Source organism: Opitutus sp. sgz309028 (assembly GCF_059821195.1).
On sequence record NZ_JCAMRR010000007.1, the window covers coordinates 75346 to 99690 of the forward strand.

Genomic DNA, 24345 nt, shown 5'->3' on the forward strand with positions numbered 1-24345 from the left:
CGTCCTGCAGGCGACCGCCATAACGTTCGCCACCGGCCAGAAGGGCGACTCCGAATCCGAAGCCCCCGCGGATCTCGGCACGATCGGGCGGCCGGCGCACGCCGCGAGGCCGCGAACCCCGCGACGGGAGGCACCAACTCGATCCACCATGTCCAAACGAATCCTGATCACCGGCGGTGCGGGTTTCATCGGCTCCCATCTGGCCGACGAACTCATCCGCGCCGGACACCACGTCCGCGTCCTCGACCCCCTCAGCCCCCAGGTGCACGGCGAAAAAGCCGAGCGCCCGGACTACCTTCATCCCGATGTCCGGCTGCTACGGGGCTGCGTCGAAGATGCCGATCTCATCGCCGACGCGCTCGTCGGCGTCGATGCCGTCTACCACCTGGCCGCCAAGGTCGGCGTCGGGCAGAGTATGTATGATATTAATGGTTACACCATGACCAACAACGCCGGCACCGCGGTGCTGCTCGAGGCTCTGCTGCGGCATCCCGTCGAGCGCCTCGTGGTGGCGTCGAGCATGAGCATCTACGGCGAAGGCTTGTATCGCGATTCCGCGGGCCGGCTCGTCGCCGGCGGCACGCGCTCCCTCGAGCAACTGAAAGCCCGGGACTGGGAGCTGCGCGACGACGCCAATTTCCCCCTCACGCCGGTGCCGACACCCGAGACGAAGCAGCCGGCGCTCGCCTCCGTTTATGCATTGTCGAAATTCGATCAGGAGCGCATGTGCCTGCTCGTCGGCCGCGCCTATGGCATCCCGACGGTGGCGCTCCGTTTCTTCAACGTCTACGGTCCGCGCCAGTCGCTCTCGAATCCCTACACCGGCGTGCTCGCGATCTTCGCGTCGCAGCTGCTGAACGGCCAGCGTCCGATCATTTTCGAAGACGGGCAGCAGCGTCGCGACTTCGTCAATGTTCGCGACATCGCCCACGCCTGCCACCTCGCGTTGGAAGCGCCGGGCGCCGTGGACCAGGTGTTCAATATCGGCAGCGGCCGCAATTTCAGCGTGCTCGAAATCGCCCATCGCCTCGCCGGCATCCTGGGCAAAGACGTCGAGCCCGACATCACGCACCGCTATCGCGTCGGCGACATCCGTCATTGCTTCGCGGACATCACCGCGGCGCGCCATGGCCTCGGCTATACGCCGCAGGTCACGTTTGAAGAGGGCCTCACCGAACTTGCCGAATGGCTCGAGGGCCGTATCGCCGACAACCGCTTCGAAGAAGCGCACAACGAGCTCGCGGCCCGCGGCCTCACGGTCTGAGCGAACCCAAAACTCAGAACCCGGAACTCGATGCGTCAGCATCATTACCGCACGGCCATCTTCGCTTCGCCCGGTCGCGTCGCCTTCGAGGAGCGCCCGCTCGTCGATCCCGCGCCCGGCCAGGTGAGAATCCGCCTGCAGGGCTGCGGCGTCTGCGGTTCGAATCTTCCGGTGTGGGAAGGCCGGCCGTGGTTCACGTATCCACTCGAACCGGGCAAACCGGGTCACGAAGGTTGGGGGATCGTCGACGCGGTTGGCGAGGGCGTCACGACAACGCAGCCCGGCGATCGCGTCGCAGCGCTCTCGCAGCATGCGTTTGCGGAATACGATTATTGCTCCGCGAACGAGGTCGCGCCGCTCCCGACTAGCGTCGCTTCGCTGCCGTTTCCCGGCGAAGCGCTGGGCTGCGCGATGAATGTGTTTCGCCGCGCCGACCTCCAGCCGCACCACCACGTCGCGATCGTCGGGCTGGGTTTTCTCGGCGCACTGCTGACCCAACTCGCCGCCCGCGCCGGCGCGCACGTCTACGCGATTTCGCGGCGGCCGTTCGCGCGGCGCATCGCGCGCGAGATGGGTGCGACGGAGGTCTTCGGGCTCGACGATCCGTGGACGACGATCGAGGAGATCAAGCAGCGCACCGACCGTGCCGGCTGCGAACGCGTCATCGAAGCGACGGGCCTGCAAGCGCCGCTCGATCTCGCGACCGAGCTCACCGCCGAACGCGGCAAGCTCATCATCGCTGGTTATCACCAGGACGGGTTGCGCCAGGTAAACATGCAACTCTGGAACTGGCGCGGCCTCGACGTGATCAACGCCCACGAGCGCGACCCCCGCGTCTATCTCCAAGGCATGAATGAGGCCGCCGCGGCCGTCGCGGCGGGGCAGCTCGATCCGGCTCCGCTTTACACGCATCGCTTCGCCTTCGACGAACTGCCCGCCGCGCTGAATCAGCTGCGCGATCGTACCGACGGGTTCTTGAAAGCGCTCGTCACCTATTCCTGAGCGCCATGCTTTCGACCGATCGCCTTCCCACTCCCGCCCGTCCGTCCGCCGGCCCCGATCTTCGCGGCCTGCCGCGGCTCGGCTTCGCCGGCCTGGGGTGGATCGGACGCCGTCGCCTCGAGGCGATCGCGAGCAGCGGCTTGGGGGAAGTGGCGGCCATCACCGACGTGTCGAGCGACGCGCTCGCCGAGGCGCGGAAACTCGCGCCCGAGGCCCGAACGGTGAACAGCTTCGACGAGCTGCTCTCGCTGCCGCTCGACGGGATTGTAATCGCCACGCCGAACGCGTTGCACGTGGCCCAGACCACCGCGGCGCTCCGCGCGGGCAAATCGGTTTTCTGTCAGAAGCCGCTCGCCCGGACGGCCGCCGAAACCGCGGAGGTCATCGCCGCCGCGCGCTCGGCCGACCGGCTGCTCGGCGTCGACCTTTCCTATCGCTTCACCACGGGTATGCAGCAGATCCGGCGCCTCATCCGCCAGGGCGAGCTCGGCCGCATCTATGCCGCCGAGCTGATTTTTCACAACGCCTACGGACCGGACAAGGCGTGGTTCTACGACGCGCAACAAGCCGGCGGCGGCTGCCTGCTCGATCTCGGCATCCATCTCGTCGACCTCGCGCTGTGGTGTCTCGATTTCCCGGAAATCGCCGCCGCGCGCGGCCAGCTCCTCGCCCAAGGCCAGCCGCTGCAACCCGGCAAGACCGTCGAAGATTATGCCGCGGGCCAGTTGACGACCGCGACGGACGTTTCGATTCAGCTCACCTGCTCCTGGCGCGCGCCTGCGGGTTGCGACGCCCGGATCGAGGCGACCTTCTTCGGCACGAATGGCGGCGCGTCGTTTCACAACGTCGATGGTTCGTTCTACGATTTCGTGGCCGAGCGTTTTCGCGCCGATCGCTCGCGCGAGCGACTCGCGGGACCGCCGGACGCGTGGGGCGGCCGCGCTGCGACCGCGTGGGCCCGCCAGCTCGCCATCGCGCCGAACTTCGATCCCGCGATCAACTCCCTGGAGCGCGTCGCCACCGCCCTCGATCTCCTCTACGGCCGCGCCAACCCCACCGCCGCATGATCCCCGCCCTCTCCGCTCTTCCGCAACGCGTGCTGATGACCGCCGATACGGTGGGCGGTGTGCTCACCTATGCGCTCGACCTCTGCCGCGGGCTGGTCGCGCGTGACGTCCACGTGATCCTCGCGACGATGGGCGGACCGCTGCCCGCGCATGCGCGCGAGACGCTCGCCGCGCTCGGTCACCGCGTGCACGTGCACGAAAGCGATTATCGTCTCGAATGGATGGACGATCCGTGGGCCGACGTGGACGCCGCCGGCGAATGGCTGCTGGAGTTGGAAGGTGAATACGCCCCTCACCTGATCCATCTCAACGGCTACGCCCATGCCGCGCTGCCGTGGTCGGCGCCGATTCTCGTCGTGGCGCACTCATGCGTCTACTCGTGGTGGCGCGCGGTAAAACAATCCGCTCCCCCGGAATCGTGGCATCGCTACCACGCGGCCGTGCGCCGCGGCCTCGAACACGCGGACCTCGTCGTCGCCCCGTCGCACGCCATGCTGGCTACGCTCGAGCATAACTACGGCTGCACCACCAACGGACGCGTGATCCACAATGGACGCTCGCCGGTGACGGATCCGGGTCCGCGCGGGCGTCCCCGCTGCATCGCACCGGGGACGCGCTCGCCCTTCATTCTGAGCGTCGGCCGATTGTGGGACGAAGCAAAGAACGCCGCGGCGCTCGCCGCCGTCGCCTCCGAGCTGCCCTGGCCTGTCCGTCTCGCCGGCGACGTGCGCGCGCCCGACGGTTGCGCCGGCGTGAATTTCGCCAATGTCGAATTGCTCGGTCAACGCCCGCCGGCCGAACTCGCCCGCGACTACGAACGCGCGGCCATCTACGCTCTCCCCGCTCGTTACGAACCGTTCGGCCTGTCGGCGCTGGAGGCGGCCGGCGCGGGCTGCGCGTTGGTGCTGGGCGACATTCCCAGCCTGCGCGAACTCTGGCATGACGCCGCTGTTTTCGTGCCGCCTGAGGACACGGCAGCGCTGCGCGAGGCGCTGATGAGTTTAGTCGAGGACGAAGCTCAACGCGCGGCGCTCGGCCTGCTCGCTTCTGCACGCGCCCGCCAGTTCACCGCCGATCGCATGACCGACGGCTACCTCGAAGCTTACGGCGAACTCATCGCCGCCACGCAGCGGGACGTCGTTTTCGCCGGCTCCGACTCCGCGGGCAGCAGCTACGCCGCACCTCCCGTTCGTCCCTGACGCCGCGATCCTTTCATGAAAATCCGCCTCTTTTACCACTCGCTGCTCTCCGACTGGAACCATGGCAACGCCCACTTCCTGCGTGGCGTGGCAACGGAGCTGATCGCGGGCGGTCACGAGGTGAAGGTTTACGAACCGCGGGACAGCTGGAGCCTTGCCCACCTGCTCGCCGAGCATGGGGAGACGCCGGTGCGTCGTTTCCACGCCGCTTATCCGCTGCTGCAGAGCGTGCGCTACGATCCCGAGGAACTGGACCTCGACGACGCGCTCGGCGACGCCGACCTGGTCATCGTTCACGAATGGAATTCCCCCGAACTCGTGAAATCGATCGGCCTCGCGCGCCGGCGGCACGATTTCGTCGCGTTGTTCCACGACACGCATCACCGCCTCGTCACCGATCGCACGAGCTTGCGCGCGTATGATCTCAGTCGATACGACGGAGTGCTCGCCTACGGAAAGGTCCTGCGCGACCTCTACCTCGAGGAGGGGCTCGCACGCCGCGCTTGGACGTGGCATGAGGCCGCCGACGTCCGCCGTTTTCGTCCGCTCGAGTCGCCCGCCACCGAGGGCGACCTCGTGTGGATCGGCAACTGGGGCGACGACGAGCGCACCGAGGAGTTGATGGAGTTTTTGCTTGGACCGGTGAAAACGCTCGGTCTCCGCGCGCGGGTTTACGGCGTCCGCTACCCGCAGGCGGCGATCGACGCGTTGGCCGACGCCGGCATTTCCTACGGCGGCTGGCTGCCGAACTTCGAAGTCCCCGAAGTGTTCTCTCGCTACCGGCTGACGGTGCACGTGCCGCGCCGTCCGTATGTGAAGGCACTCCCCGGCATCCCCACGATCCGGCCGTTCGAGGCCCTCGCCTGCGGCATTCCACTCGTTTCCTCCCCGTGGCAGGACACGGAAAAGCTGTTCTCGCCCGGCGATTTTCTGATCGCGCGCAACGGTCGCGAAATGACGCGCACCCTCGAAGACTTGCTCGCCAGTCCTCGGCGGCGCCACGACATCGCGCGTCATGGCCTCGCCACCCTCCGCAGCCGCCACACCTGTGCCCACCGCGCCGAGGAGCTCCTCACCATCTATGCCGACGTCGTGTCCGCGACCGCGTCCAGGAACAAGCGGCGCCGCCTCGCGGACCTTGCGTCCGATCCGCTCGACAGCCTGCCACCCCTCTACACCCGTCCGATCGCTCCGTGAAAAACCATCTCAACATCGCCTTCTTCGGCTCCAGTCTCGTCTCCGCTTTCTGGAACGGAGCCGCCACCTACTATCGCGGCATTATTCGCGCGCTCTCCGAACGCGGCCACCGCGTCACGTTCTACGAACCCGATGCCTACGATCGCCAGCAGCACCGCGACATCCCCGATCCCGATTGGGCCGAGGTCGTCGTTTACCGCGGCGACGAACGCTGGTCCGCGCTCGGCGCGGTGGAGCGCGCGCGCGGCGCCGATCTGGTGATCAAGGCGAGCGGCGTCGGCGTTTACGACGAGGTCCTCGAAGCCGCCGTGCTCGAGCTGAAATCCCCGCGCACGCTGGTCGCATTCTGGGATGTCGACGCGCCGGCGACGCTCGATCGCGTCGCCAACAACTTCAGCGATCCGTTCCGCCCGCTCATCCCGCGCTACGACCTGATCCTTACCTACGGAGGGGGCGACCCCGTCGTCTCCGCCTACGAGGCGCTCGGCGCGGCGCACTGCGTTCCCATCTACAACGCGCTCGATCCGCACACGCACCACCCCGTGCCCGCGGAATCGCGTTTCGCCGCCGACCTCGCCTTTCTGGGCAACCGCCTGCCCGATCGGGAGGCTCGCGTGACGGAGTTCTTCCTCCGCGCCGCCGAGCTGCTGCCGGCGCGTCGGTTCCTCATCGGCGGGTCCGGCTGGGAAAGCCGGCCGCTCCCGTCCAACGTCCGGCACGTCGGCCACGTCTACACGAAGGACCACAACGCCTTCAATTGCACCCCAACGGCCGTGCTCAACATCAACCGCGAGAGCATGGCCCGCTACGGCTTCTCGCCGCCGACGCGCGTCTTCGAAGCGGCCGGCGCCGGCGCCTGCCTCATCACCGACGCCTGGGCCGGGCTCGAACTTTTTCTCGAACCGGGCCGCGAGGTCCTCGTCGCCCACGACGGCGCGGACGTCGCGCGCCACGTGGAAACCCTCGATCCCGTCCGCGCCGCCGCGATCGGCCAGGCCGCGCGTGCGCGTATCCTCGCGGAACATACGTACGCTCATCGCGTCGCCCAGCTCGAGGCCGTGCTGGCCGGACACGATCGGTCGGCCGCGTCTGCCACCGCGTCCCCTGCGACCTCCCGGTCATGAAAATCGTCGTCATCGGTCTTTCGATCACCTCGTCCTGGGGTAACGGCCACGCCACCACCTATCGCGGCTTGCTGAGGGAGTTCGCGCAGCGCGGACACGAGGTGCTGTTCCTCGAGCGCGACGTGCCGTGGTATGCGGACAACCGCGACCTGCGCGAGCTCGGCGGCGTCGACATCCATCTCTATTCCACGCTCGACGAATTGCGGCGCACCTACCGTGACGAGGTTCGCGATGCGGACGCGGTTATCGTCGGCTCCTACGTGCAGGATGGCATCGCCGTCGGTCGCTGGGTGCAGCAAACCGCGACCGGGGTGACGGCGTTCTACGACATCGACACGCCGGTGACGCTCGCGAGCCTGCGTCGCGGCGGTTCGAGCTACCTGTCCGCCGAACAGATCCCCGGCTACCGTCTCTACCTTTCGTTCAGCGGCGGACCCACGCTGCAAGAGCTGGAGGACACCTGGGGCGCTCCCGCCGCGCGGCCGCTCTACTGCGCCGTCGATCCGCAGGCGTATTGTCCCGAGCCCTACGCGAAAGAATGGGACCTTGGCTTTCTCGGCACCTACAGTCGCGACCGGCAACCGGCGCTGAATCGCCTGCTGCTGTCCACCGCCCGTCAGGCGCCCGACCGCCGTTTCATCGTCGCCGGCCCGCAATTTCCGCCGGACATCGCGTGGCCGGAGAACGTCGCCCGCATCGAGCATCTCCCGCCCGCCGGGCACAAACGCTTCTACAACCAGCAGCGGTTCACGCTGAACCTCACCCGCGCCGACATGATCGCCGCCGGCTGGTCGCCCAGTGTGCGGCTGTTCGAAGCGGCGGCGTGCGGCGTGGCCATCGTTTCCGACGTGTGGCCGGGGCTGGAGGAGTTTTTCGTGCCGGGTCGCGAGATCCTGATCGCCGCGTCGGCCGACGACGTCACGCGCTATCTCTCCGAACTGCCCGACGCGGAAGCCGCGGCGATCGGCGCCGCGGCGCGTCAGCGTATCCTGATCGAGCATACGGCTGCGCACCGCGCCCGCGAGCTCGAGTCGTATCTCTTCGAAGCGGATCGCGTGCAATTGGGGTCCGCGCGTCCGCGCCGGTCTTCCGCCCATCCTTTCCGCCGCCGCCCGGCACTCGCCCAATGAACTCCGCCCGCTGCATGACCCGTCCCCGCGACGCCGCATCCGGCCTCGCCGCGGAGGCCGTCCATTTCGAACCTTGGTTTCACAACATCCATCTGCCCGACGGTTCGCAGACCGCGCCCCATCATCCGTTGGGCGACTTTCCCTCGTTCAAATGGCAGCAGATCGCCACGAGCCTGCCCGACGATCTGAGCGGCTGGACCGCGCTCGACATCGGCTGCAACGCCGGCTTCTACAGCATCGAGCTCGCGCGGCGCGGCGCGCATGTCACCGCGATCGACAAGGACCCGCATTTTCTCCGGCAGGCGCAGTGGGTGATCGAGCAGTTCCATCTCAAGGATCGCATCGATCTGCACCAGGGTCAGGTCTATGACCTCGCGCACTGGCGGCGGGATTTCGACCTCATCCTGTTCATGGGCGTCTTCTATCATCTGCGTTATCCGCTGCTCGCCCTCGACATCGTCGCCGCGAAGACCCGGCAGCTTCTCGTCTTCCAAACGCTCACCACCCCGGGTGAGGCGATCGCGCCGACGCCGGAGGATCTCGGACTCGACGAGCGCGACCGCCTCTCCGAACCGGCCTGGCCGAAGATGGCGTTCATCGAAAAATCCCTCGCCGGCGATCCAACGAACTGGTGGGCGCCGAACCACGCCTGCATCGAGGCGATGCTCCGCACCAGCGGGCTGCGCGTGATGCAGCGTCCCGGCCACGAGATCTACGTGTGCCAGCCCAGCGCGCCGGCGCTCACGGAAATCCGCGGTCGCGATCCCGAGGAGCTTCTCTCCGCCACCGGTTCCGGTGGCGCCGTCGCGACCAGCCTGCGCGGCGAGCTCAACCGCTTTCTCGACGAACGCGCCGAACGCTAGCCCGCCCAACCTCGCGCGGCACGCGCGCTGCCCCGCTCCTGACCGTTTCGCTTCTCGTGCCGGACCTCGAACGCGCCTCCCTCCTCCACACCTCAGCTCCTGCCCCCGCGAACCGGATGCGGCGCGCGCTTCGTTTCGCGGCGCCGCACAAGGTCCCGGTGATCGCGATTGTCGGGCTCACCCTCGTGCTCTCCGCCGTCGGCGCCGCGGAGCCGCTCGTGTTGAAATACATCTTCGACGGACTCGCTGGCACCTCGGTGAATCGCGTCCTCCTAAGCGGTGTCGGCATCCTGATCGCGCTCGCGCTGGTGCGCGAAGGCATCGGCAGCCTCACGAACTGGCTCACGTGGAAAACTCGGCTCGGCATTCATTTCACCCTTTTGGAGTCCACGGTCGGCCGGTTGCACAGCATGCCGCTGCGGATGCAGCGCAGCGAGGGCGTGGGCGCGATCATCACGCGACTCGACCGCAGCATCCAGGGTTTCATCGGCGCGATCACGCAGATCCTGTTTTCGGTGCTGCCGGCCGTCGTATATCTCGTGCTGTCGGTCGTGGTGATGTTGCGCCTCGAATGGCGGCTGGCGCTGCTCGTGCTCGCGTTTGCACCGCTGCCGGCGCTTATCGCCGCCGCGGCCACGCCCGAGCAAACCCGCCGCGAGCGCACACTGCTCGATCAGTGGGCGCGGATCTATTCGCGTTTCAACGAGGTCCTTTCCGGCATCGTCACGGTGCGCAGTTTCGCGATGGAAGACATGGAGAAGCAGCGCTTCCTCAACGACGTCGCCGCCGCCAACCGCACCGTGATCCGCGGCGTTCGCACCGACAGCAGCTTCGGCGCCGCCGGCAACCTGCTCGTCGCGCTCGCGCGGATCGCCGCGATCTTTCTCGGCGGCGTGATCGTGATTCGCGGCGAGATGACTGTCGGCACGCTCGTGGCGTTTCTCGGCTACGTCGGCGGCCTCTTCGGTCCGGTGCAGGGCCTGACGGGTATTTATCAGACGATCAAGAAGGCCTCCGTTTCGCTCGACGAGATCTTCGCGATTCTCGACGTGCAGGAGCATCTCGGCGATGCGCCCGATGCCGAGGAGGTCAACGACGTCACGGGGCGGGTGGAATTCGACCAGGTGAGTTTTCGCTACGAACAAACCGGGCGCCCGTTGCTCGATCGCCTCTCGTTCGTCGCGGAGCCGGGCCAGACGATCGCGATCGTCGGCCCGAGCGGTTCCGGCAAGACGACGCTGATGGCGCTGCTGATGCGTTTCTACGATCCGATCGAGGGCGCGGTGCGCGTCGACGGCCGCGATCTGCGTCGGCTCAAGCAGCGTTCGCTGCGGCGTCACATCGGCGTCGTCCTGCAGGATCCGCTGCTCTTCAACGACACGCTTCGCGCCAACATCGCCTACGGCCGTCCGGGTGCAACCCAGGCAGAAATCGAAGCCGCCGCCGAAGCCGCGAACGCGCAGGCGTTCATCGCGCGTCTGCCCGACGGCTACGATACGATCGTGGGCGAACGCGGCAGCCGCCTGTCGGTCGGCGAACGCCAGCGGCTCACGATCGCCCGCGCGCTGATCAAGGCGCCGAAGTTGATCATTCTCGACGAGGCGACGTCGTCGCTCGACGCGGAATCCGAAGCGCTCGTGCAGGAAGCGCTCGAGCGCCTGATGAAAGGCCGCACGACCTTCGTGATCGCGCACCGGCTCTCAACCGTGGTCAACGCCGACCGCATCCTCGTGCTCCGCGAAGGCCGCATCGCCGAATCCGGCAAACACACCGAGCTCATGAAGCTCGGCGGCTACTACGCGACGCTCGTGCGCAAGCAGACGAGCGGGCTCCTGCAGAACGAAGGCGAGCCGTTGTAGTTTGCGGTGGTTCGTTTTGCGCGAACGGCGCGGCAGGGGGCCCACGGAACACACGGAAAGATCTCGGGTGCTAGATCCGGAGTGAGGGAACCACGAAACACACGAAAGGCACGAAAACGAAAACCCTCCCGGCCGGCGCAGCTAACTTTCCTTCTCCGTGGCGCCGCTCAGCATCGCGGTTAACACGGTCTCGAGCGCCTGCACGCTTACCGGTTTCGTGAGGTGCGTCGCGAAGCCGGCGTTGCGGCTCCGCTCGAGGTCGTCCTCCATGCCGTAGCCAGTCAACGCCACGCCGGACAAACCGTAGCGGTCGCGCAGCTCGGCCATCAGATCGCAGCCGTTGCCGTCGGGCAGGCCGATGTCGGAGATCACGAGATGAAACGTTTCGCGTTCCGCCGCCGCGCGCGCGTCGCCAGCGCTGTTCGCGGTGACGACATCGAATTCGCGCCGCTTGAGCAGCGCCGCGAGCGCCGCGCAGGTGGGCTGGTGATCTTCAACCAGCAATACCCGGCGGCGGCCCCCCGCCAGCACAGGCGCCGGCGCCGCGTCCATCGTGACCTGACTGCCATCGCGCGGGCCTTCCAGGCGCTCCAGACAAAGGGGGAGCCGGATGGTGAACGTGGCGCCCCGATCGCGCCCTTCGCTCGCGGCGGAAATCTCGCCCGCGTGCAGTTGCACGAGCATTTTGGAAATCACCAAACCCAATCCCAATCCGCCGAAGCGGCCGTTGCCGTTGGCGGCGTGATCGCCTTGCGCAAAGGCGGCGAAGATGCGCGAGCGTTCCTCGTCCGTCAGACCCAGGCCGCTGTCCGTCACGTTCACGACCATGTCGTCGCCGACGGTGTCAGTCGCGATCGCGATGCGGCCGCCGGCCGGGGTGAACTTCACGGCATTCTTGATCACGTTCCAGAAGATCTGCTTCAGCCGCATGTCATCGCCGAAGACCGTGTGCCGCGGCGCGCCGAAGTGAACGTCAACCTGGAGCGTCTTCTGCACGATGTCCTGTCGCATCATGCTCAACGCGTCGTGCACCATCGCGTGCACGTCGACCGGCTGGAGGGTCAAGGCCAGCTTGCCGCGCGAGATCGCGGTGAGGTCGAGGAGATCGTCGATCAGGCGCGCCTCGAGCATCACGTTCTGCGCGATCATCTCGAAATCCGCGCGGATGTTCTCCGGCAGCGCCGGGTTATTCGCCGCCTCGCTCGCCAGCAGCAGCACGGGATTGAGCGGCGTGCGCAGTTCGTGCGAGAGGCGAGCGAGAAACTCGTCCTTCGCCCGCGATGCCGCGAGCGCCTTGTCGCGCGCCGCGGCGACGGCCTGCTCGGCCTGCTTGCGTTCGGTGATGTCGGTCGTGACCGCCACGAGGCCGACCACGCTGCCGTCGACCGCGCGCTCCGGCTCGTGCACGACGAACACCCAGCGCGCTCCGAGCGAGGCATACGCGACTTCCGCCTCGAACTCCACGCGCTGACCGGCGAGCGCCGCATCGAGGTGAGGTTTGACCGTGCGATACAGCTCCTCGCCCATTACCTCGGTGAAATGCTTCCCGATCACCTCGTGCGGCTCGAAACCGAAGCGCCGCGCGTAGGTGCGATTCACGAATTTGAACCGGTGCTGCCGGTCGATCTGCGTGATGAACACCGGCGCGTAATCCGTCACCAGCCGCAGCTGCGCCTCGCGAGCGAAGAGTTCCTCGTTGGCGAGCAACAGGTCGGCGGTGCGGGCGCGCACGCGGGATTCGAGTTCGTTGTTCGCCTGACGCAGCGATTCCTCCGCGGCCTGGCGCTGCTGCACTTCCTGCTCGAGGGCCGCATTGGCCGCGGCGAGCGCGCGGGTCTTGCGGAAAAGATCGACGAACACGCCGATCTTCGAGCGCAGGATCTGCGGGTTGACCGGCTTCGTGAGATAGTCGACCGCGCCGCTGCCGTAGCCTTCGAGGACATCCTTGTCCTCCTGAAAATAGGCGGTGAGGAAAATGATCGGGATGTGCTGCGTGCGCCGGCGCTGCTTGATCAGACTGGCGAGCTCGATGCCGCTCATATCCGGCATGTGGATATCGAGCACGATCGCCGCGAACTCGCCGTCGAGCAGCAGCATCAGCGCCCGCTCCGCCGTGAGCGCACGGACGAGGTTGTAGTCCGGCGAGTGCAGCAGGCTCTCGAGCACGTCGAGGTTCCGCACCTCGTCGTCGACGAGGAGGATGTTGACCGGCGGCGGGGTCATGTGAGCTGGAGACTCCTCCCCGAGTCGTCCGCCTGGACGGGCGCATCCACGGCCGAACGGACGGCCCGGAGAGCCGTCTCTACCTCGTGCGCGGTCGTCGCTGTCACCGATACAGCCATACGCGCAACAGGGACAGCAGTTCGTTCGTGTTCACCGGCTTGGCAATGTAGTCGGACGCGCCCGCCGCGAGGCACTTGTCGCGATCGCCCTTCATCGCCTTGGCCGTCAGCGCCAGGATCGGTAGCGTGCCGAACCGCGGATCCTTCCGGATCTCGCGCATCGTCTGATAACCGTCCATCTCGGGCATCATGATGTCCATCAGCACAACGCAGATGTCAGGCTGGTTCTGGATCATCTCGATCGCCTGGCGGCCGTTCATCGCGCTCACGACCTTCATTTCCTGATTTTCCAGCATCGTCGTCAGCGCAAAAATATTCCGCGCGTCGTCGTCGACGACAAGGGCGGTGCGGCCGCGCAGGACCTCGTTCGACGCGTGCAGGTGGTCGAGCATCTTCTGCTTCGACTCGGGCAACGACGTCACCACGCGGTGGAGGAAGAGCGCCGTCTCGTCGAACAGCCGCTCCGGTGACTGCACGTCCTTCACGAGCACGCTCTTCGCCATCGTGCGCAGCTTCTGCTCCTCCTCGCGGCTGAGGTCCTTGCCGGTGAACACCACGATCGGGATGTCGCGCAGCGTGGACTCGGCCTGTACTTTCTCGAGCAACTCGAAACCGCTCATGTCGGGCAGCCGCAGGTCGAGCACGCAGCAGTCGAAGGGCCGGTCGAGCAGCTTCTCGAGCGCTTCCGCGCCGCTCGAGGCGGTGGCGATCTCGATATCGTCGTGGCCCAGCAACTCCACGATGCTCTGCCGTTCGACGTCGTTGTCCTCGACAATCAGCAATCGCTTCGTGTGCGATTCGACGAACTTCCGGATGCGATCGAAACACTGGTCGAGGCCCTCGGTCGTGGTCGGTTTCACCGTGTAGGAAAACGCGCCGCGCGAGAGCGCATGCGAACGCTCCTCCTCGACGGAGATGATCTGCACGGGGATGTGTCGCGTGGTCGGACTGAGCTTCAGGTTGTTGAGCACCGTCCAACCGAGCATGTCGGGCAGGAAGACATCCAGCGTGATCGCGGTCGGCTGATAGCGCCGCGCGAGCGTGAGGGCGGCGTTGCCGCGCATCGCGACGATGCCCTTGAACCCCTTCTCGCGCGCGAGCCCGAGGAGCACGCGGGCGTAGTGCGGATCGTCCTCGACGATCAGCAGGCTCCGGTCGCCCGGATGGATCTGCTCACGGTCGTCGAGCACGATTTCCTCGCGCGGCGCCGGCAGCATGATCGGTGAGTTCGTCGAGCTCGTCCGGGATTTCTCCGCGGCGGGCTCGGTGTAGAACAACGGCAGATACAGCGTGAACGTGCTCCCCTCACCCACCGTGCTGTTCAGCCGGATCTCGCCGCCGAGCAGCGCCGCCAGTTCGCGCGAGATCGAGAGTCCCAGGCCCGTGCCGCCGTATTTGCGACTCGTGCCGGCATCCGCCTGCTGGAACGCCTCGAAGATCAGCTTCTGCTTGTCCTGCGCGATGCCGATGCCCGTGTCGCTGATGGTGAACGCGATCACCTGCGCGGCGCGGTTCAGCACCGGATGCCCGTGCGTCCAGCCTTCCTGCGCCGCCTGCACCTTGACCGCGATCTGGCCGTGAGCCGTGAACTTGAACGCGTTCGAAAGCAGGTTCTTCAAGATCTGCTGCAGCCGCTTCGGATCCGTCGTGATCGCCCGCGGCAGGCCGGACGCGAACTCCACGAAGAACGGGAGATTCTTCGCATCGGCGATGTGGCGGAAGTTGCGCTCGATCGCGTCGCGCAGCGAACTGAAGCTGATCTCCTCGGCCTCCACCGTGACGGTGCCGGACTCGATCTTCGAAAGATCGAGAATGTCGGTGATGAGGTTGAGGAGATCGGAACCCGACGAGTGGATGTTGCGGGCAAACTCCATCTGCTTCGTCGTGAGATTGCCGTCCTTGTTGTCCGCGAGCTGCTGGCCGAGGATCAGGATCGAGTTCAACGGCGTGCGCAGCTCGTGCGACATGTTCGCAAGGAACTCGGATTTGTATTTCGACGTGAGCGCGAGCTCGGCCGCTTTTTCCTCGAGCGCGCGGCGGGCCTGCTCGACCTCGGCGTTCTTGCGCTCGACTTCCACGTTCTGCTCCGCGAGCTGCCGCGCCTTCTGCGCGAGCTCCTCGTTCGTCTGCTGCAACTCCTTCTGCTGCGACTGCAGCTCGACTGTGAGCTGCTGCGACTGCTGCAGCAGGCGCTCGGTGCGCATCGTGGCTTCGATCGTGTTGAGCACGACGCCGATCGACTGCGTGAGCTGCTCGAGGAAGGAGATGTGCGTGACGCTGAACGGATGCAGCGACGCCAGCTCGATCACGGCCTTCGTCTGGCCTTCGAACAACACCGGCAAAACCACGACGCTGACCGGCGCCGCTTCGCCGAGACTCGAGTGCACGCGCGTGTAGCCGGGCGGCAGATCGCTGAGCAGGATCCGCTGCTTCTCCACCGCGCACTGGCCGACCAAACCGGTGCCGAGCGGGATGCGCTCGGGCTGCTCGGGCGAATGCGCGTAGCCGGCGAGCAGGCGCAGATACAAGCGCCCGTCATCCTCCTCCATCTGGTAGATCGTGCCCTGCTGGGAATCGACGAGCGGCGCAAGTTCGGAGAGCAGCATCTTACCGACGGTGAAGAGATCGCGCTGGCCCTGCAGCATGCGCGTGAACTTCGCGAGATTGGTCTTCAGCCAGTCCTGCTCCTGGTTGGACTCCGTCGTGACACGAAGATTGTAGATCATCGTGTTGATGTTGTCCTTCAACTCGGCGACCTCGCCGCGCGCATCGACCTGAATCGAACGCGTCAAATCGCCCTTCGTCACCGCCGTGGCGACCTCCGCGATCGCACGCACCTGTGTCGTCAGATTGGCGGCGAGAAGATTCACGTTGCCGGTCAAATCCTTCCACGTGCCCGCCGCGCCCGGCACGTGTGCCTGGCCGCCGAGCCGGCCTTCGACGCCGACCTCGCGGGCAACGTTCGTCACCTGCTCGGCAAACGTCGCGAGCGTGTCGGTCATGTTGTTGATCGTCTCGGCGAGCGCGGCGACCTCGCCCTTCGCCTCGACGGTGAGCTTCTGCCGCAGATTGCCGTTGGCCACGGCTGTCACCACTCTTACGATACCGGACACCTGGTCGGTGAGATTCGCGGCCATCAGATTCACGTTGTCGGTGAGATCCTTCCAGATGCCCGCGACGCCCGGCACCTGCGCCTGACCGCCGAGTTTGCCTTCGGTGCCGACCTCGCGCGCGACGCGCGTCACTTCCGCGGCGAAGGCGTTGAGCTGGTCGACCATCGTGTTGATCGTGTTCTTCAGCTCGAGGATTTCGCCTTTCACGTCGACAGTGATCTTGCGCGACAAGTCACCGCGCGCGACGGCCGTCGTCACCTCCGCGATGTTGCGGACCTGCGCGGTGAGGTTCGCGCCCATGGCGTTCACCGAGTCCGTCAAATCCTTCCACGTGCCGCCGACGCCCGGCACCACCGCTTGCACGCCGAGCCGGCCTTCGGTGCCGACCTCGCGGGCGACACGCGTCACTTCCGACGCAAACGACCGCAGCTGTTCGACCATCGTGTTGATGGTTTCCTTCAGCTGCAGGATCTCGCCGCGCACGTCGACGGTGATCTTGCGCGACAAGTCGCCGTTCGCGACGGCGATCGTCACCTCGGCGATGTTGCGCACCTGCGTCGTCAGGTTGTTCGCCATCGAATTCACGTTGTCGGTCAAATCCTTCCACGTGCCCGCGACGCCCGGCACCTCGGCCTGGCCGCCAAGCTTGCCTTCCGTGCCGACCTCGCGCGCGACGCGGGTCACTTCCGAAGCGAACGCGTTGAGCTGGTCGACCATCGTGTTGATCGTGTTCTTCAGCTCCAGAATCTCGCCGCGCACGTCGACCGTGATCTTGCGCGACAAGTCGCCTTTCGCGACGGCCGTCGTCACCTCCGCGATGTTGCGCACCTGACCCGTGAGATTCGCCGCCATCGAATTCACGTTGTCGGTCAAATCCTTCCAGGTGCCGGCGACGCCCTGCACCTGCGCCTGGCCGCCGAGCTTGCCTTCCGTGCCGACCTCGCGCGCCACGCGTGACACTTCCGACGCGAACGCGTTGAGCTGGTCGACCATCGTGTTGATCGTGTTCTTCAGCGCGAGGATCTCGCCCTTCACGTCGACCGTGATCTTGCGCGACAAGTCGCCGCGCGCGACCGCGGTCGTCACCTCCGCGATGTTGCGGACCTGGCCCGTGAGGTTCGTCGCCATCGCGTTCACCGAATCGGTCAAATCCTTCCACGTGCCCGCGACGCCCGGCACCGCCGCCTGACCGCCGAGCTCGCCTTCGGTGCCGACTTCGCGCGCCACGCGCGTCACTTCCGCGGCGAAGCTGTTGAGCTGGTCGACCATGGTGTTGATCGTGTTCTTCAGCTCCAGGATTTCGCCTTTCACGTCGACGGTGATCTTGCGCGACAAGTCGCCCTTCGCGACCGCGGTCGCGACTTCCGCGATGTTGCGCACCTGACCGGTGAGATTCGCCGCCATTAGATTCACGTTATCCGTGAGATCCTTCCACGTGCCCGCGACGCCGGATACTTCGGCCTGGCCGCCGAGCTTGCCTTCCGTGCCGACCTCGCGCGCCACACGCGACACTTCCGACGCAAACGCATTCAGGCGGTCGACCATCGTGTTGATCGTTTCCTTCAGCTGCAGAATCTCGCCTTTGACGTCGACGGTGATCTTGCGCGACAAGTCGCCCAGCGCGACCGCAGTCGTCACCTCCGCGATGTTGCGCACCTGACCGGTCAAATTCGCGGCCATCAGGTTCACGTTGTCGGTGAGATCCTTCCACGTGCCCGCCACGCCCGGCACGACGGCCTGGCCGCCCAGCTTGCCTTCCGTGCCGACCTCGCGCGCGACGCGCGACACCTCGGACGCAAACGCATTGAGCTGGTCAACCATCGTGTTGATCGTGTTTTTCAGCTCCAGGATTTCGCCCTTCACGTCGACCGTGATCTTGCGCGACAAGTCGCCTTTCGCGACGGCGGTCGTCACCTCCGCGATGTTGCGCACCTGACCGGTGATGTTGGTCGCCATCGCGTTCACCGAGTCGGTCAAATCCTTCCACGTGCCCGCGACGCCCGGCACGACCGCCTGGCCACCGAGCTCGCCTTCGGTGCCGACCTCGCGCGCCACGCGCGTCACCTCGGCGGCGAAACCGTTGAGCTGGTCGACCATGGTGTTGATCGTGTTCTTCAGCTCCAGGATCTCGCCGCGCACCTCGACTGTGATCTTGCGCGACAAGTCGCCGCGCGCGACCGCGGTCGTCACGTCAGCGATGTTGCGCACCTGCGTCGTGAGATTGTTCGCCATCGAATTCACGTTGTCCGTGAGATCCTTCCACGTGCCCGCGACGCCCGGCACCTGCGCCTGGCCGCCGAGCTTGCCCTCCGTGCCGACCTCGCGCGCCACGCGCGACACCTCCGACGCAAACGCATTCAGGCGGTCGACCATCGTGTTGATCGTTTCCTTCAGCTCGAGGATCTCGCCCTTCACGTCGACGGTGATCTTGCGCGACAGGTCGCCGCGCGCGACGGCCGTCGTCACGCCCGCGATGTTGCGCACCTGCGCGGTGAGGTTGCCCGCCATCGCGTTCACCGAATCGGTCAAATCCTTCCATGTGCCGGACACGCCCGGCACGACCGCCTGCCCACCGAGCTTGCCTTCCGTGCCGACGTCGCGGGCGACGCGCGTCACTTCCGCCGCAAACGACCGCAGCTGGTCGACCATGACGTTGATCGCTTCCTTCAGCTGCAGGATCTCGCCGCGGACATCGACGGTGATCTTCTTCGACAAGTCGCCGTTCGCGACCGCGATCGTCACCTCCGCGATGTTGCGCACCTGCGCGGTCAGGTTGCCCGCCATCTGGTTGACGGACTCGGTCAACTCCTTCCATACGCCGGACACTTTCTTCACCTGCGCCTGGCCGCCGAGCTTGCCCTCGGTGCCGACCTCGCGCGCCACGCGAATCACCTCGACGGAAAACGCCTCGAGCTGGCCGACCATGCCGTTCACAAGCTTCGCGGTGCGCAGGTATTCGCCTTTCAACGGACGCCCGCCGAGTTCGAGCGGCATCGCTTGCGAAAGATCGCCTTTGGCGACCGCGCCGATCACGCGGCCGACCTCGACCGTCGGTTGCGAGAGATCGTCGAGCAGCGAATTGATCGCCTCGATCCGCTCGGCCCAGCTGCCGACCGCATCGCCGATGGGCAGGCGTTCGCCGATCTTGCCTTCCTCGCCGACCTGCCGGCGCAGGCGCATGAGGCTGCCGTTGGAGCGCTCCATGCGCACGGAAATCTCGTTCAACCGCTCCGCGACCTTTCCTTCGAGCCCTGTCCAGTTCGACGGCAGCCGCGTCGAAAAATCGCCGTCGCGCACGGCGTCGAGCGCCTCGATCAACTGCGTCATGAACGCGTCGCGGTCGATATCGCGCCCGTTTCGGCCGGGAGCGGCGGGACTGGCGGCGGCGAGCGGGGCGGAAGAGCGGGACGAGCGGGTGGGCATGATAACGGGAAAGGAGAGTGAACCTCGGCTCAGGGTCGGAAAGGGGGCCCCGGTTACAGGCAAAGCCCTGCCGCCGACGCAGCCACCGCGTCGCGGGCAGGGAAAGGGAAAAATTGGGAAGCGTGGAAACGCACGCGGACAGGGAGGCTGATTACGCGCGGCGACACTGTGGCCGTCTAGACCGCTTGGTTCCGCGAAACCCTATCTTTTTCCCGGGGATTTCACGGATGGAGTTCTCTCTTTCGGGGACGGGCTCTTATTCCGAAACCAGCCGCACCAGCGCCGGCTCGTCTTCGACGATCCCGGGGAAGCGGCCGATCCCGGGATTCGCAAAAAAATTGTCGTGCCGATCGTCGTTCGCGGTCGAAACCTCGCCGATGATGCATTCGGCCGAACTGGGTTCGAACTCGTGCCAGATCCCGGGCCGCAGTGTCACTCGCGAGCCCGCCGGTAGGTGCAGCGGCTCACCGGCCGCGAGTTCACGGAGTTCTCCATCGACCGGCACCCTCACGCGCGCACCGGGCGGCACGACGTCCGGCTTTTCGGGCCACAGGCGCAACACGAGTTCTCCGCTGCGGCAGATGATGTCTTCCTTTTTTCGCACGTGCGCGTGGCAGGGCGTGGTCTGCCCGCGGGTCGCGAACATCAGTTTCTCGCAATATTCGGGCTCCGTCGCGAGGTTCACGAGCGTCAGCCCCCAGCGAGGAAAATCGCCCAGGCCGAAGTCCGTGATGTCCCACCGCGGCCGCGGCGGCAGGACCCAGTGATACCGCGCGAAACAAGCGCTCGCCTCGCGGAAGGCCCGGTTGATTTCGGAACGCTTCATGAACAAGAACCGCGATACACGCGATGACCCGCAAATAGAAGCCTGCGTTCACTCGCAGAGCTTCGGGAGTTTGCGGTCGCACGCCAGGCGTCGCGCGCATGTGCTGTCCTGCGCATGTTCGAACAGGTCTTCAAAACCATCGACCGTTCCGTCCGGCCTTGCTCGCGGACCCGACGCGCCGCCCGAAACATGAACTTGCCCGACGTCCGCGTCAGCATACCCCCAAGCCGCTGGACCATGCTCGCGTTCTCCGCCATTGGACTCGGTCCACTCACGCAAGCCGCTCCCGCTCCGACGCCGCCGGCAGCGATCGTCCGCCAGGTGGACCACCTCCTTCTTTCTTCGCCCGAGGCCGGTGAGCTTTTTTCCCTTCTGACGGACATCTTTCAACTGCCCGTCGCGTGGCCCTTGTCGGATTACGGCCGTTTCGGCAGCGGCGGAGTCGCGCTCGGCAACGTGAATCTCGAAATCGTCCGAGCCGCCGGCTCGGATCAAAACGCCTCCTCGCATCGGTTCGTCGGTCTGGCACTGGAACCAGCGCCGCTGCCAACCAGCCTGCGAGAACTTGAGCGGCGGAATCTCCCGCACGGTCCCGCCATCCCGTTTCGTTCGCGAGAGCTCAGCCGCCTTTTCGCGACGCTCTGGACCACGGTCGCTCTCCCGGACGTCTCTCACGACCTCTTGGAAGTATTTCTCTGCGACTACGCTCACGACGTGACCGCCCGGCGCCAACGCCTGCAGGCGCAACTGCGCGCGAGTGACGGCGGTCCGCTCACGATTCATTCCGTCCGCGAAATCGTGATCGGCGCGAAAGACGTGAACGGGATGAAGGCGCGCTGGCAGAAACTGCTCGAACCGCGGCGCCCATCGTCGGACGGAGCATGGCCGCTCGGCGACGGTCCCGCTCTCCGCGTGGTCGAAGCTGAAACCGACGCGATCCGCGCGGTGGTAATCAACGTCTCCTCATTGAAGGCGGCCGGGGACTTCCTCCGCCAACACGACCTGCTCGGGACCGAACTCCCGACTTCGATGACGGTGGCCAGCCGCCGCTTCCCCGGTTTCGAACTTACGCTCGTGGCGTCTACGCCTGCCGCCCCTTGAACGTCAGCTCGGCGACGCCGCTCTTGTCGAGTTGACCGAGCCCACGCGCGACCATCCGCTCGTATTGCAGCTTCGTCGCCGCAGCGAGCGGCAGGTGCAGGCCGGTCTCGCAGCCGAGCGTCCACGCGATCGTGCTGTCCTTCGCCGCGTGCGCCGCGGAGAAGTAGCACTCGTGCGCGCGGTTCTGCATGTCCTCGCCGTCGGTCTTCAACACCTGCGATGCCGCCCCCGTTTGCCCGAACACCTCGCGCAGCATCGTGAGATCGAGACCGAGCGCCGCGCCCAAACCGAGTCCTTCCGCGAGTGCCGCGGTGTTGATGTTCATCACCATGTTCACAAGCGCCTTCACCTGCGCGGCCTGCCCGGTCCCGCCGACGAAGCGCAGCGCCGCGCTGAGCTTTTCCAGCATCGGTCGCACGCGCTCGAACACGTCGCGTTCGCCGCCGCACATCAGATAAAGCGTGCCGTTGCGCGCCTGCGGAATCGACGACGCCATGCACGCCTCGAGCGTCTGCGCGCCCGTGGCCCGCGCGCGGCGTTCCACCTCGACATGCGTCCGCGGCGAAATGGTCGCGCAGTTGATGAAGATTTTCCCTCTTGCGCCCGCGAGCAGCGAGTCGCCGGTTTCGGCAAACACACCGAACTGCGCCGCGTCGTCGGTCACGACCGTGAACACCACGTCGGCCGCCGCGGTCACGGCCGAAAGGGTGGTCGCGTGGACGGCCCCGATTTCCCGGGCGAGTTCCGCCGCCGCCGGCCCGTGCACATCGTAAACGACCGTGACCGCATACCCGCAGTCCTTCAACCGCCGCGCCATATTCGCGCCCATCCGCCCCACGCCCACGAAACCGATTTTATTGTTCATGTCAGAAAAGAATTCTCTCCGCCTCACCACGAAACAACCCGGATCCTGGTCCGCTCCGCCCCCGTGCTCATCTGTGGTTATCATTTCACAGCCATTCGCGCCCATGCGGCGCCGTCAGATCCAGTGCCGGCCCCAACGGCACGATCTGCGTCGGATTGATCTCCGTGTGCGTCACATAGTAGTGCCGCTTGATGTGATCGAAGTTCACCAGCGCCGCGACTCCAGTTTGCTGATACAAATCCTGCAAATAACCCTGCAGGTTCGGGTAGTCCACGATCCGCCGGACATTGCACTTGAAGTGCCCGTGATACACCGCGTCGAACCGCACCAGCGTGTTGAAGAGCCTCCAGTCCGTCTCGACGATCCGCCGCCCGAACAAATACCGTGATGCCGCCAGCCGCACCTCCAGTTCATCCAACGCCTCGAACACCCGCCGGCACGCCCGCTCATATGCGGCCTGTTTCGTCGCGAACCCGGCGCGGTACACGCCATTGTTGATCCGCTCGTAAATCCACTCCGACAACGTCTCCTGCTCCTTCTTCAGCTCCTCCGGAAACAGCTGCACGCTCTCCGGCGCGTGAGAGCCAAACGCATCGCTCAACATCCGGCAGATGTCGTCCTCCGAGTTGTTCACGATCCGCTTCGTTTTCTTATCCCACAACACCGGCACCGTGTAGCGCCCGCGAAAATCCGCGCGCGTCGCACGATACGCCTCCGACAGGAAAAGAAACCCATTCACCGGATCCTTGCTAAACCCCGGACCGTCGCGAAACGCCCAGCCGCGTTCATCGCGCACCGGATCGACCACCGTCATCCCGATCGTCTCTTCTAACCCGAGCAGCGCCCGCACAATCGCCACGCGCGTCGCCCACGGACACGCCAGCGACACATACAGGTGATACCGCCCCGCCACCGCTGCATATCCGCTCGACCCGTCTTTCGTGATCCATTCCCGGAAGGCATCCTCCTGCCGCTCGAATTCTCCATCAACCTGCTCGGCGGAAAATTGAGGGCGAGGATTCATCCTTAACCAGTGCTCCCGCTGAGCGCGTTTCTCAACCTCGATCCTCCATCCTCCCGGTGAGCGCCTTCGCCCTGCAAACGCGCTCACCATCCACCTCCGCTTCGCCAACGCGTCTGCGTCAGCCGCCGAGGAGGCAGATCCGCCATCCTGCTCACATTCACATCGCTTACCTGCAGCGCTTTGGTTACCGGCGAAAACCCGTGCAATCGGATCGCTTTCCTGGCCCGCAGTTCTCTGCTCACACTTCTCCGCCATGACCTCCGGCATTCGCCACTTCCAGCCCGCCGATCTCGAGGCCCTTTATCGGATCTGCCTGTGCACGGGGGCGCACGGCGAAGACGCCACGGCACTCTATAACGATCCGAAGCTGCTCGGCAGTTTCTACGCGGCACCTTACGCCGTGCACGATCCGGACCTGTGCCTGATCGCCACGGCGGACGGAGCGCCGGCCGGTTATATTCTCGGCACCGACGATTCCGCGCGTTTCCGCACCTGGTCGGAAGCCCATTGGTTTCCGGCGCTCCGCGCGCGTTATCCGCTCCCCGCTCCTGCCGACGAAAGTCCCGACGCGGCGCTGATCCGCTTGCTGCACGCCGGGTATCAGCCGCACCCCGACACCCTCGCCTATCCTGCGCACCTGCACATCGACCTGCTCCCATCTCTGCGCGGCCGCGGCCTCGGTCGCGCATTGATGCAGCGCTTTCTCGACCGCCTGCGCGCCCGGGGTTGCCCGGCGGTTCATCTCGGCGTAAGCGCCGCGAACACGGGCGGCATCGCCTTCTACGAGAAGCTCGGGTTTCACCTCATCGGCGATTACCCGGGCTGGCGGGCTTATGGGATGAAACTCGCTTGAAGCGACGGCGGCTCCCGGTGCCGCCGTCGCATCGAGTCTGAACAACACCGATTCCGTGGTGAGCGGGCGAACGCCCCCAGCGGCGCCGCTCAC

The 24345-nt window shown here is 66.0% G+C and carries 16 protein-coding genes; 11 read left to right on the forward strand and 5 right to left on the reverse strand.

The features are described 5' to 3' along the window. Window positions 1-148 precede the first annotated feature (148 nt). The 9 genes from AC6RV7_RS20450 (at window position 149) to AC6RV7_RS20490 (ending at window position 10705) form a co-directional block, all read left to right on the forward strand. Window positions 149-1264: an NAD-dependent epimerase/dehydratase family protein gene (locus tag AC6RV7_RS20450; protein WP_500096063.1), complete on the forward strand. Its 1116-nt coding sequence runs from the start codon at window positions 149-151 to the stop codon at window positions 1262-1264. 30 nt (window positions 1265-1294) lie between these two features. Continuing rightward, window positions 1295-2266 carry an MDR/zinc-dependent alcohol dehydrogenase-like family protein gene (locus AC6RV7_RS20455; RefSeq protein ID WP_500096064.1) on the forward strand — a complete coding sequence of 324 codons (972 nt, stop codon included), beginning with the start codon at window positions 1295-1297 and terminating at the stop codon, window positions 2264-2266. A 5-nt stretch (window positions 2267-2271) separates the two neighbouring features. Continuing rightward, the gene (locus AC6RV7_RS20460) at window positions 2272-3333 is read left to right on the forward strand and encodes a Gfo/Idh/MocA family protein (protein WP_500096065.1); all 1062 of its coding nucleotides are present in this window, start codon (window positions 2272-2274) and stop codon (window positions 3331-3333) included. Next, window positions 3330-4532, forward strand: coding sequence for a glycosyltransferase family 4 protein (locus AC6RV7_RS20465; protein WP_500096066.1), 1203 nt, complete (start codon window positions 3330-3332; stop codon window positions 4530-4532). Before AC6RV7_RS20460 ends, AC6RV7_RS20465 begins: the two co-directional genes overlap by 4 nt. Window positions 4533-4547: 15 nt before the next feature. Further along, a complete protein-coding gene (locus AC6RV7_RS20470) occupies window positions 4548-5729 on the forward strand; it encodes a CgeB family protein (protein ID WP_500096067.1) in 1182 nt (393 codons plus the stop codon). Then, window positions 5726-6853 (forward strand): CgeB family protein, encoded by a 1128-nt coding sequence (locus AC6RV7_RS20475; RefSeq protein WP_500096068.1) that lies wholly within the window; start codon window positions 5726-5728, stop codon window positions 6851-6853. Before AC6RV7_RS20470 ends, AC6RV7_RS20475 begins: the two co-directional genes overlap by 4 nt. Continuing rightward, a complete protein-coding gene (locus tag AC6RV7_RS20480; protein ID WP_500096069.1) occupies window positions 6850-7983 on the forward strand; it encodes a CgeB family protein in 1134 nt (377 codons plus the stop codon). The genes AC6RV7_RS20475 and AC6RV7_RS20480 overlap by 4 nt, the downstream gene beginning before the upstream one ends. A gap of 14 nt (window positions 7984-7997) precedes the next feature. Beyond that, window positions 7998-8846, forward strand: coding sequence for a TIGR04290 family methyltransferase (locus tag AC6RV7_RS20485; RefSeq protein ID WP_500096070.1), 849 nt, complete (start codon window positions 7998-8000; stop codon window positions 8844-8846). 116 nt (window positions 8847-8962) lie between these two features. After that, window positions 8963-10705 carry an ABC transporter ATP-binding protein gene (locus AC6RV7_RS20490; protein ID WP_500096088.1) on the forward strand — a complete coding sequence of 581 codons (1743 nt, stop codon included), beginning with the start codon at window positions 8963-8965 and terminating at the stop codon, window positions 10703-10705. Between the two features lie 141 nt (window positions 10706-10846). Here the strand turns inward: AC6RV7_RS20490 and AC6RV7_RS20495 are convergent, their stop codons facing one another. The 3 genes from AC6RV7_RS20495 to AC6RV7_RS20505 all read right to left on the reverse strand — a co-directional run bounded on the left by AC6RV7_RS20495 (window position 10847) and on the right by AC6RV7_RS20505 (window position 20409). Further along, on the reverse strand, window positions 10847-12928 hold the full coding sequence (locus tag AC6RV7_RS20495; protein WP_500096071.1) for a hybrid sensor histidine kinase/response regulator: 2082 nt from the start codon (window positions 12926-12928) through the stop codon (window positions 10847-10849). 103 nt (window positions 12929-13031) lie between these two features. Continuing rightward, window positions 13032-19487, reverse strand: a complete 6456-nt coding sequence (locus tag AC6RV7_RS20500) for a HAMP domain-containing protein (protein WP_500096089.1) — start codon at window positions 19485-19487, stop codon at window positions 13032-13034. Between the two features lie 352 nt (window positions 19488-19839). Continuing rightward, the gene (locus tag AC6RV7_RS20505) at window positions 19840-20409 is read right to left on the reverse strand and encodes a D-lyxose/D-mannose family sugar isomerase (protein ID WP_500096072.1); all 570 of its coding nucleotides are present in this window, start codon (window positions 20407-20409) and stop codon (window positions 19840-19842) included. Between the two features lie 237 nt (window positions 20410-20646). On the opposite strand from AC6RV7_RS20505, the gene AC6RV7_RS20510 reads away from it, so the two are divergent. Then, window positions 20647-21510, forward strand: a complete 864-nt coding sequence (locus AC6RV7_RS20510; RefSeq protein WP_500096073.1) for a hypothetical protein — start codon at window positions 20647-20649, stop codon at window positions 21508-21510. Here AC6RV7_RS20510 and AC6RV7_RS20515 read toward each other — a convergent pair. Further along, the gene (locus AC6RV7_RS20515; RefSeq protein WP_500096074.1) at window positions 21491-22375 is read right to left on the reverse strand and encodes an NAD(P)-dependent oxidoreductase; all 885 of its coding nucleotides are present in this window, start codon (window positions 22373-22375) and stop codon (window positions 21491-21493) included. The two genes, AC6RV7_RS20510 and AC6RV7_RS20515, sit on opposite strands and share 20 nt — an antisense overlap. An 85-nt stretch (window positions 22376-22460) precedes the next feature. After that, window positions 22461-23399 carry a glutathione S-transferase family protein gene (locus tag AC6RV7_RS20520; RefSeq protein ID WP_500096075.1) on the reverse strand — a complete coding sequence of 313 codons (939 nt, stop codon included), beginning with the start codon at window positions 23397-23399 and terminating at the stop codon, window positions 22461-22463. Window positions 23400-23652: 253 nt separating this feature from the next. Here AC6RV7_RS20520 and AC6RV7_RS20525 point away from each other — a divergent pair, with 253 nt between their 5' ends. Then, the gene (locus tag AC6RV7_RS20525; RefSeq protein WP_500096076.1) at window positions 23653-24252 is read left to right on the forward strand and encodes a GNAT family N-acetyltransferase; all 600 of its coding nucleotides are present in this window, start codon (window positions 23653-23655) and stop codon (window positions 24250-24252) included. The last annotated feature ends 93 nt before the right edge of the window (window positions 24253-24345 follow it).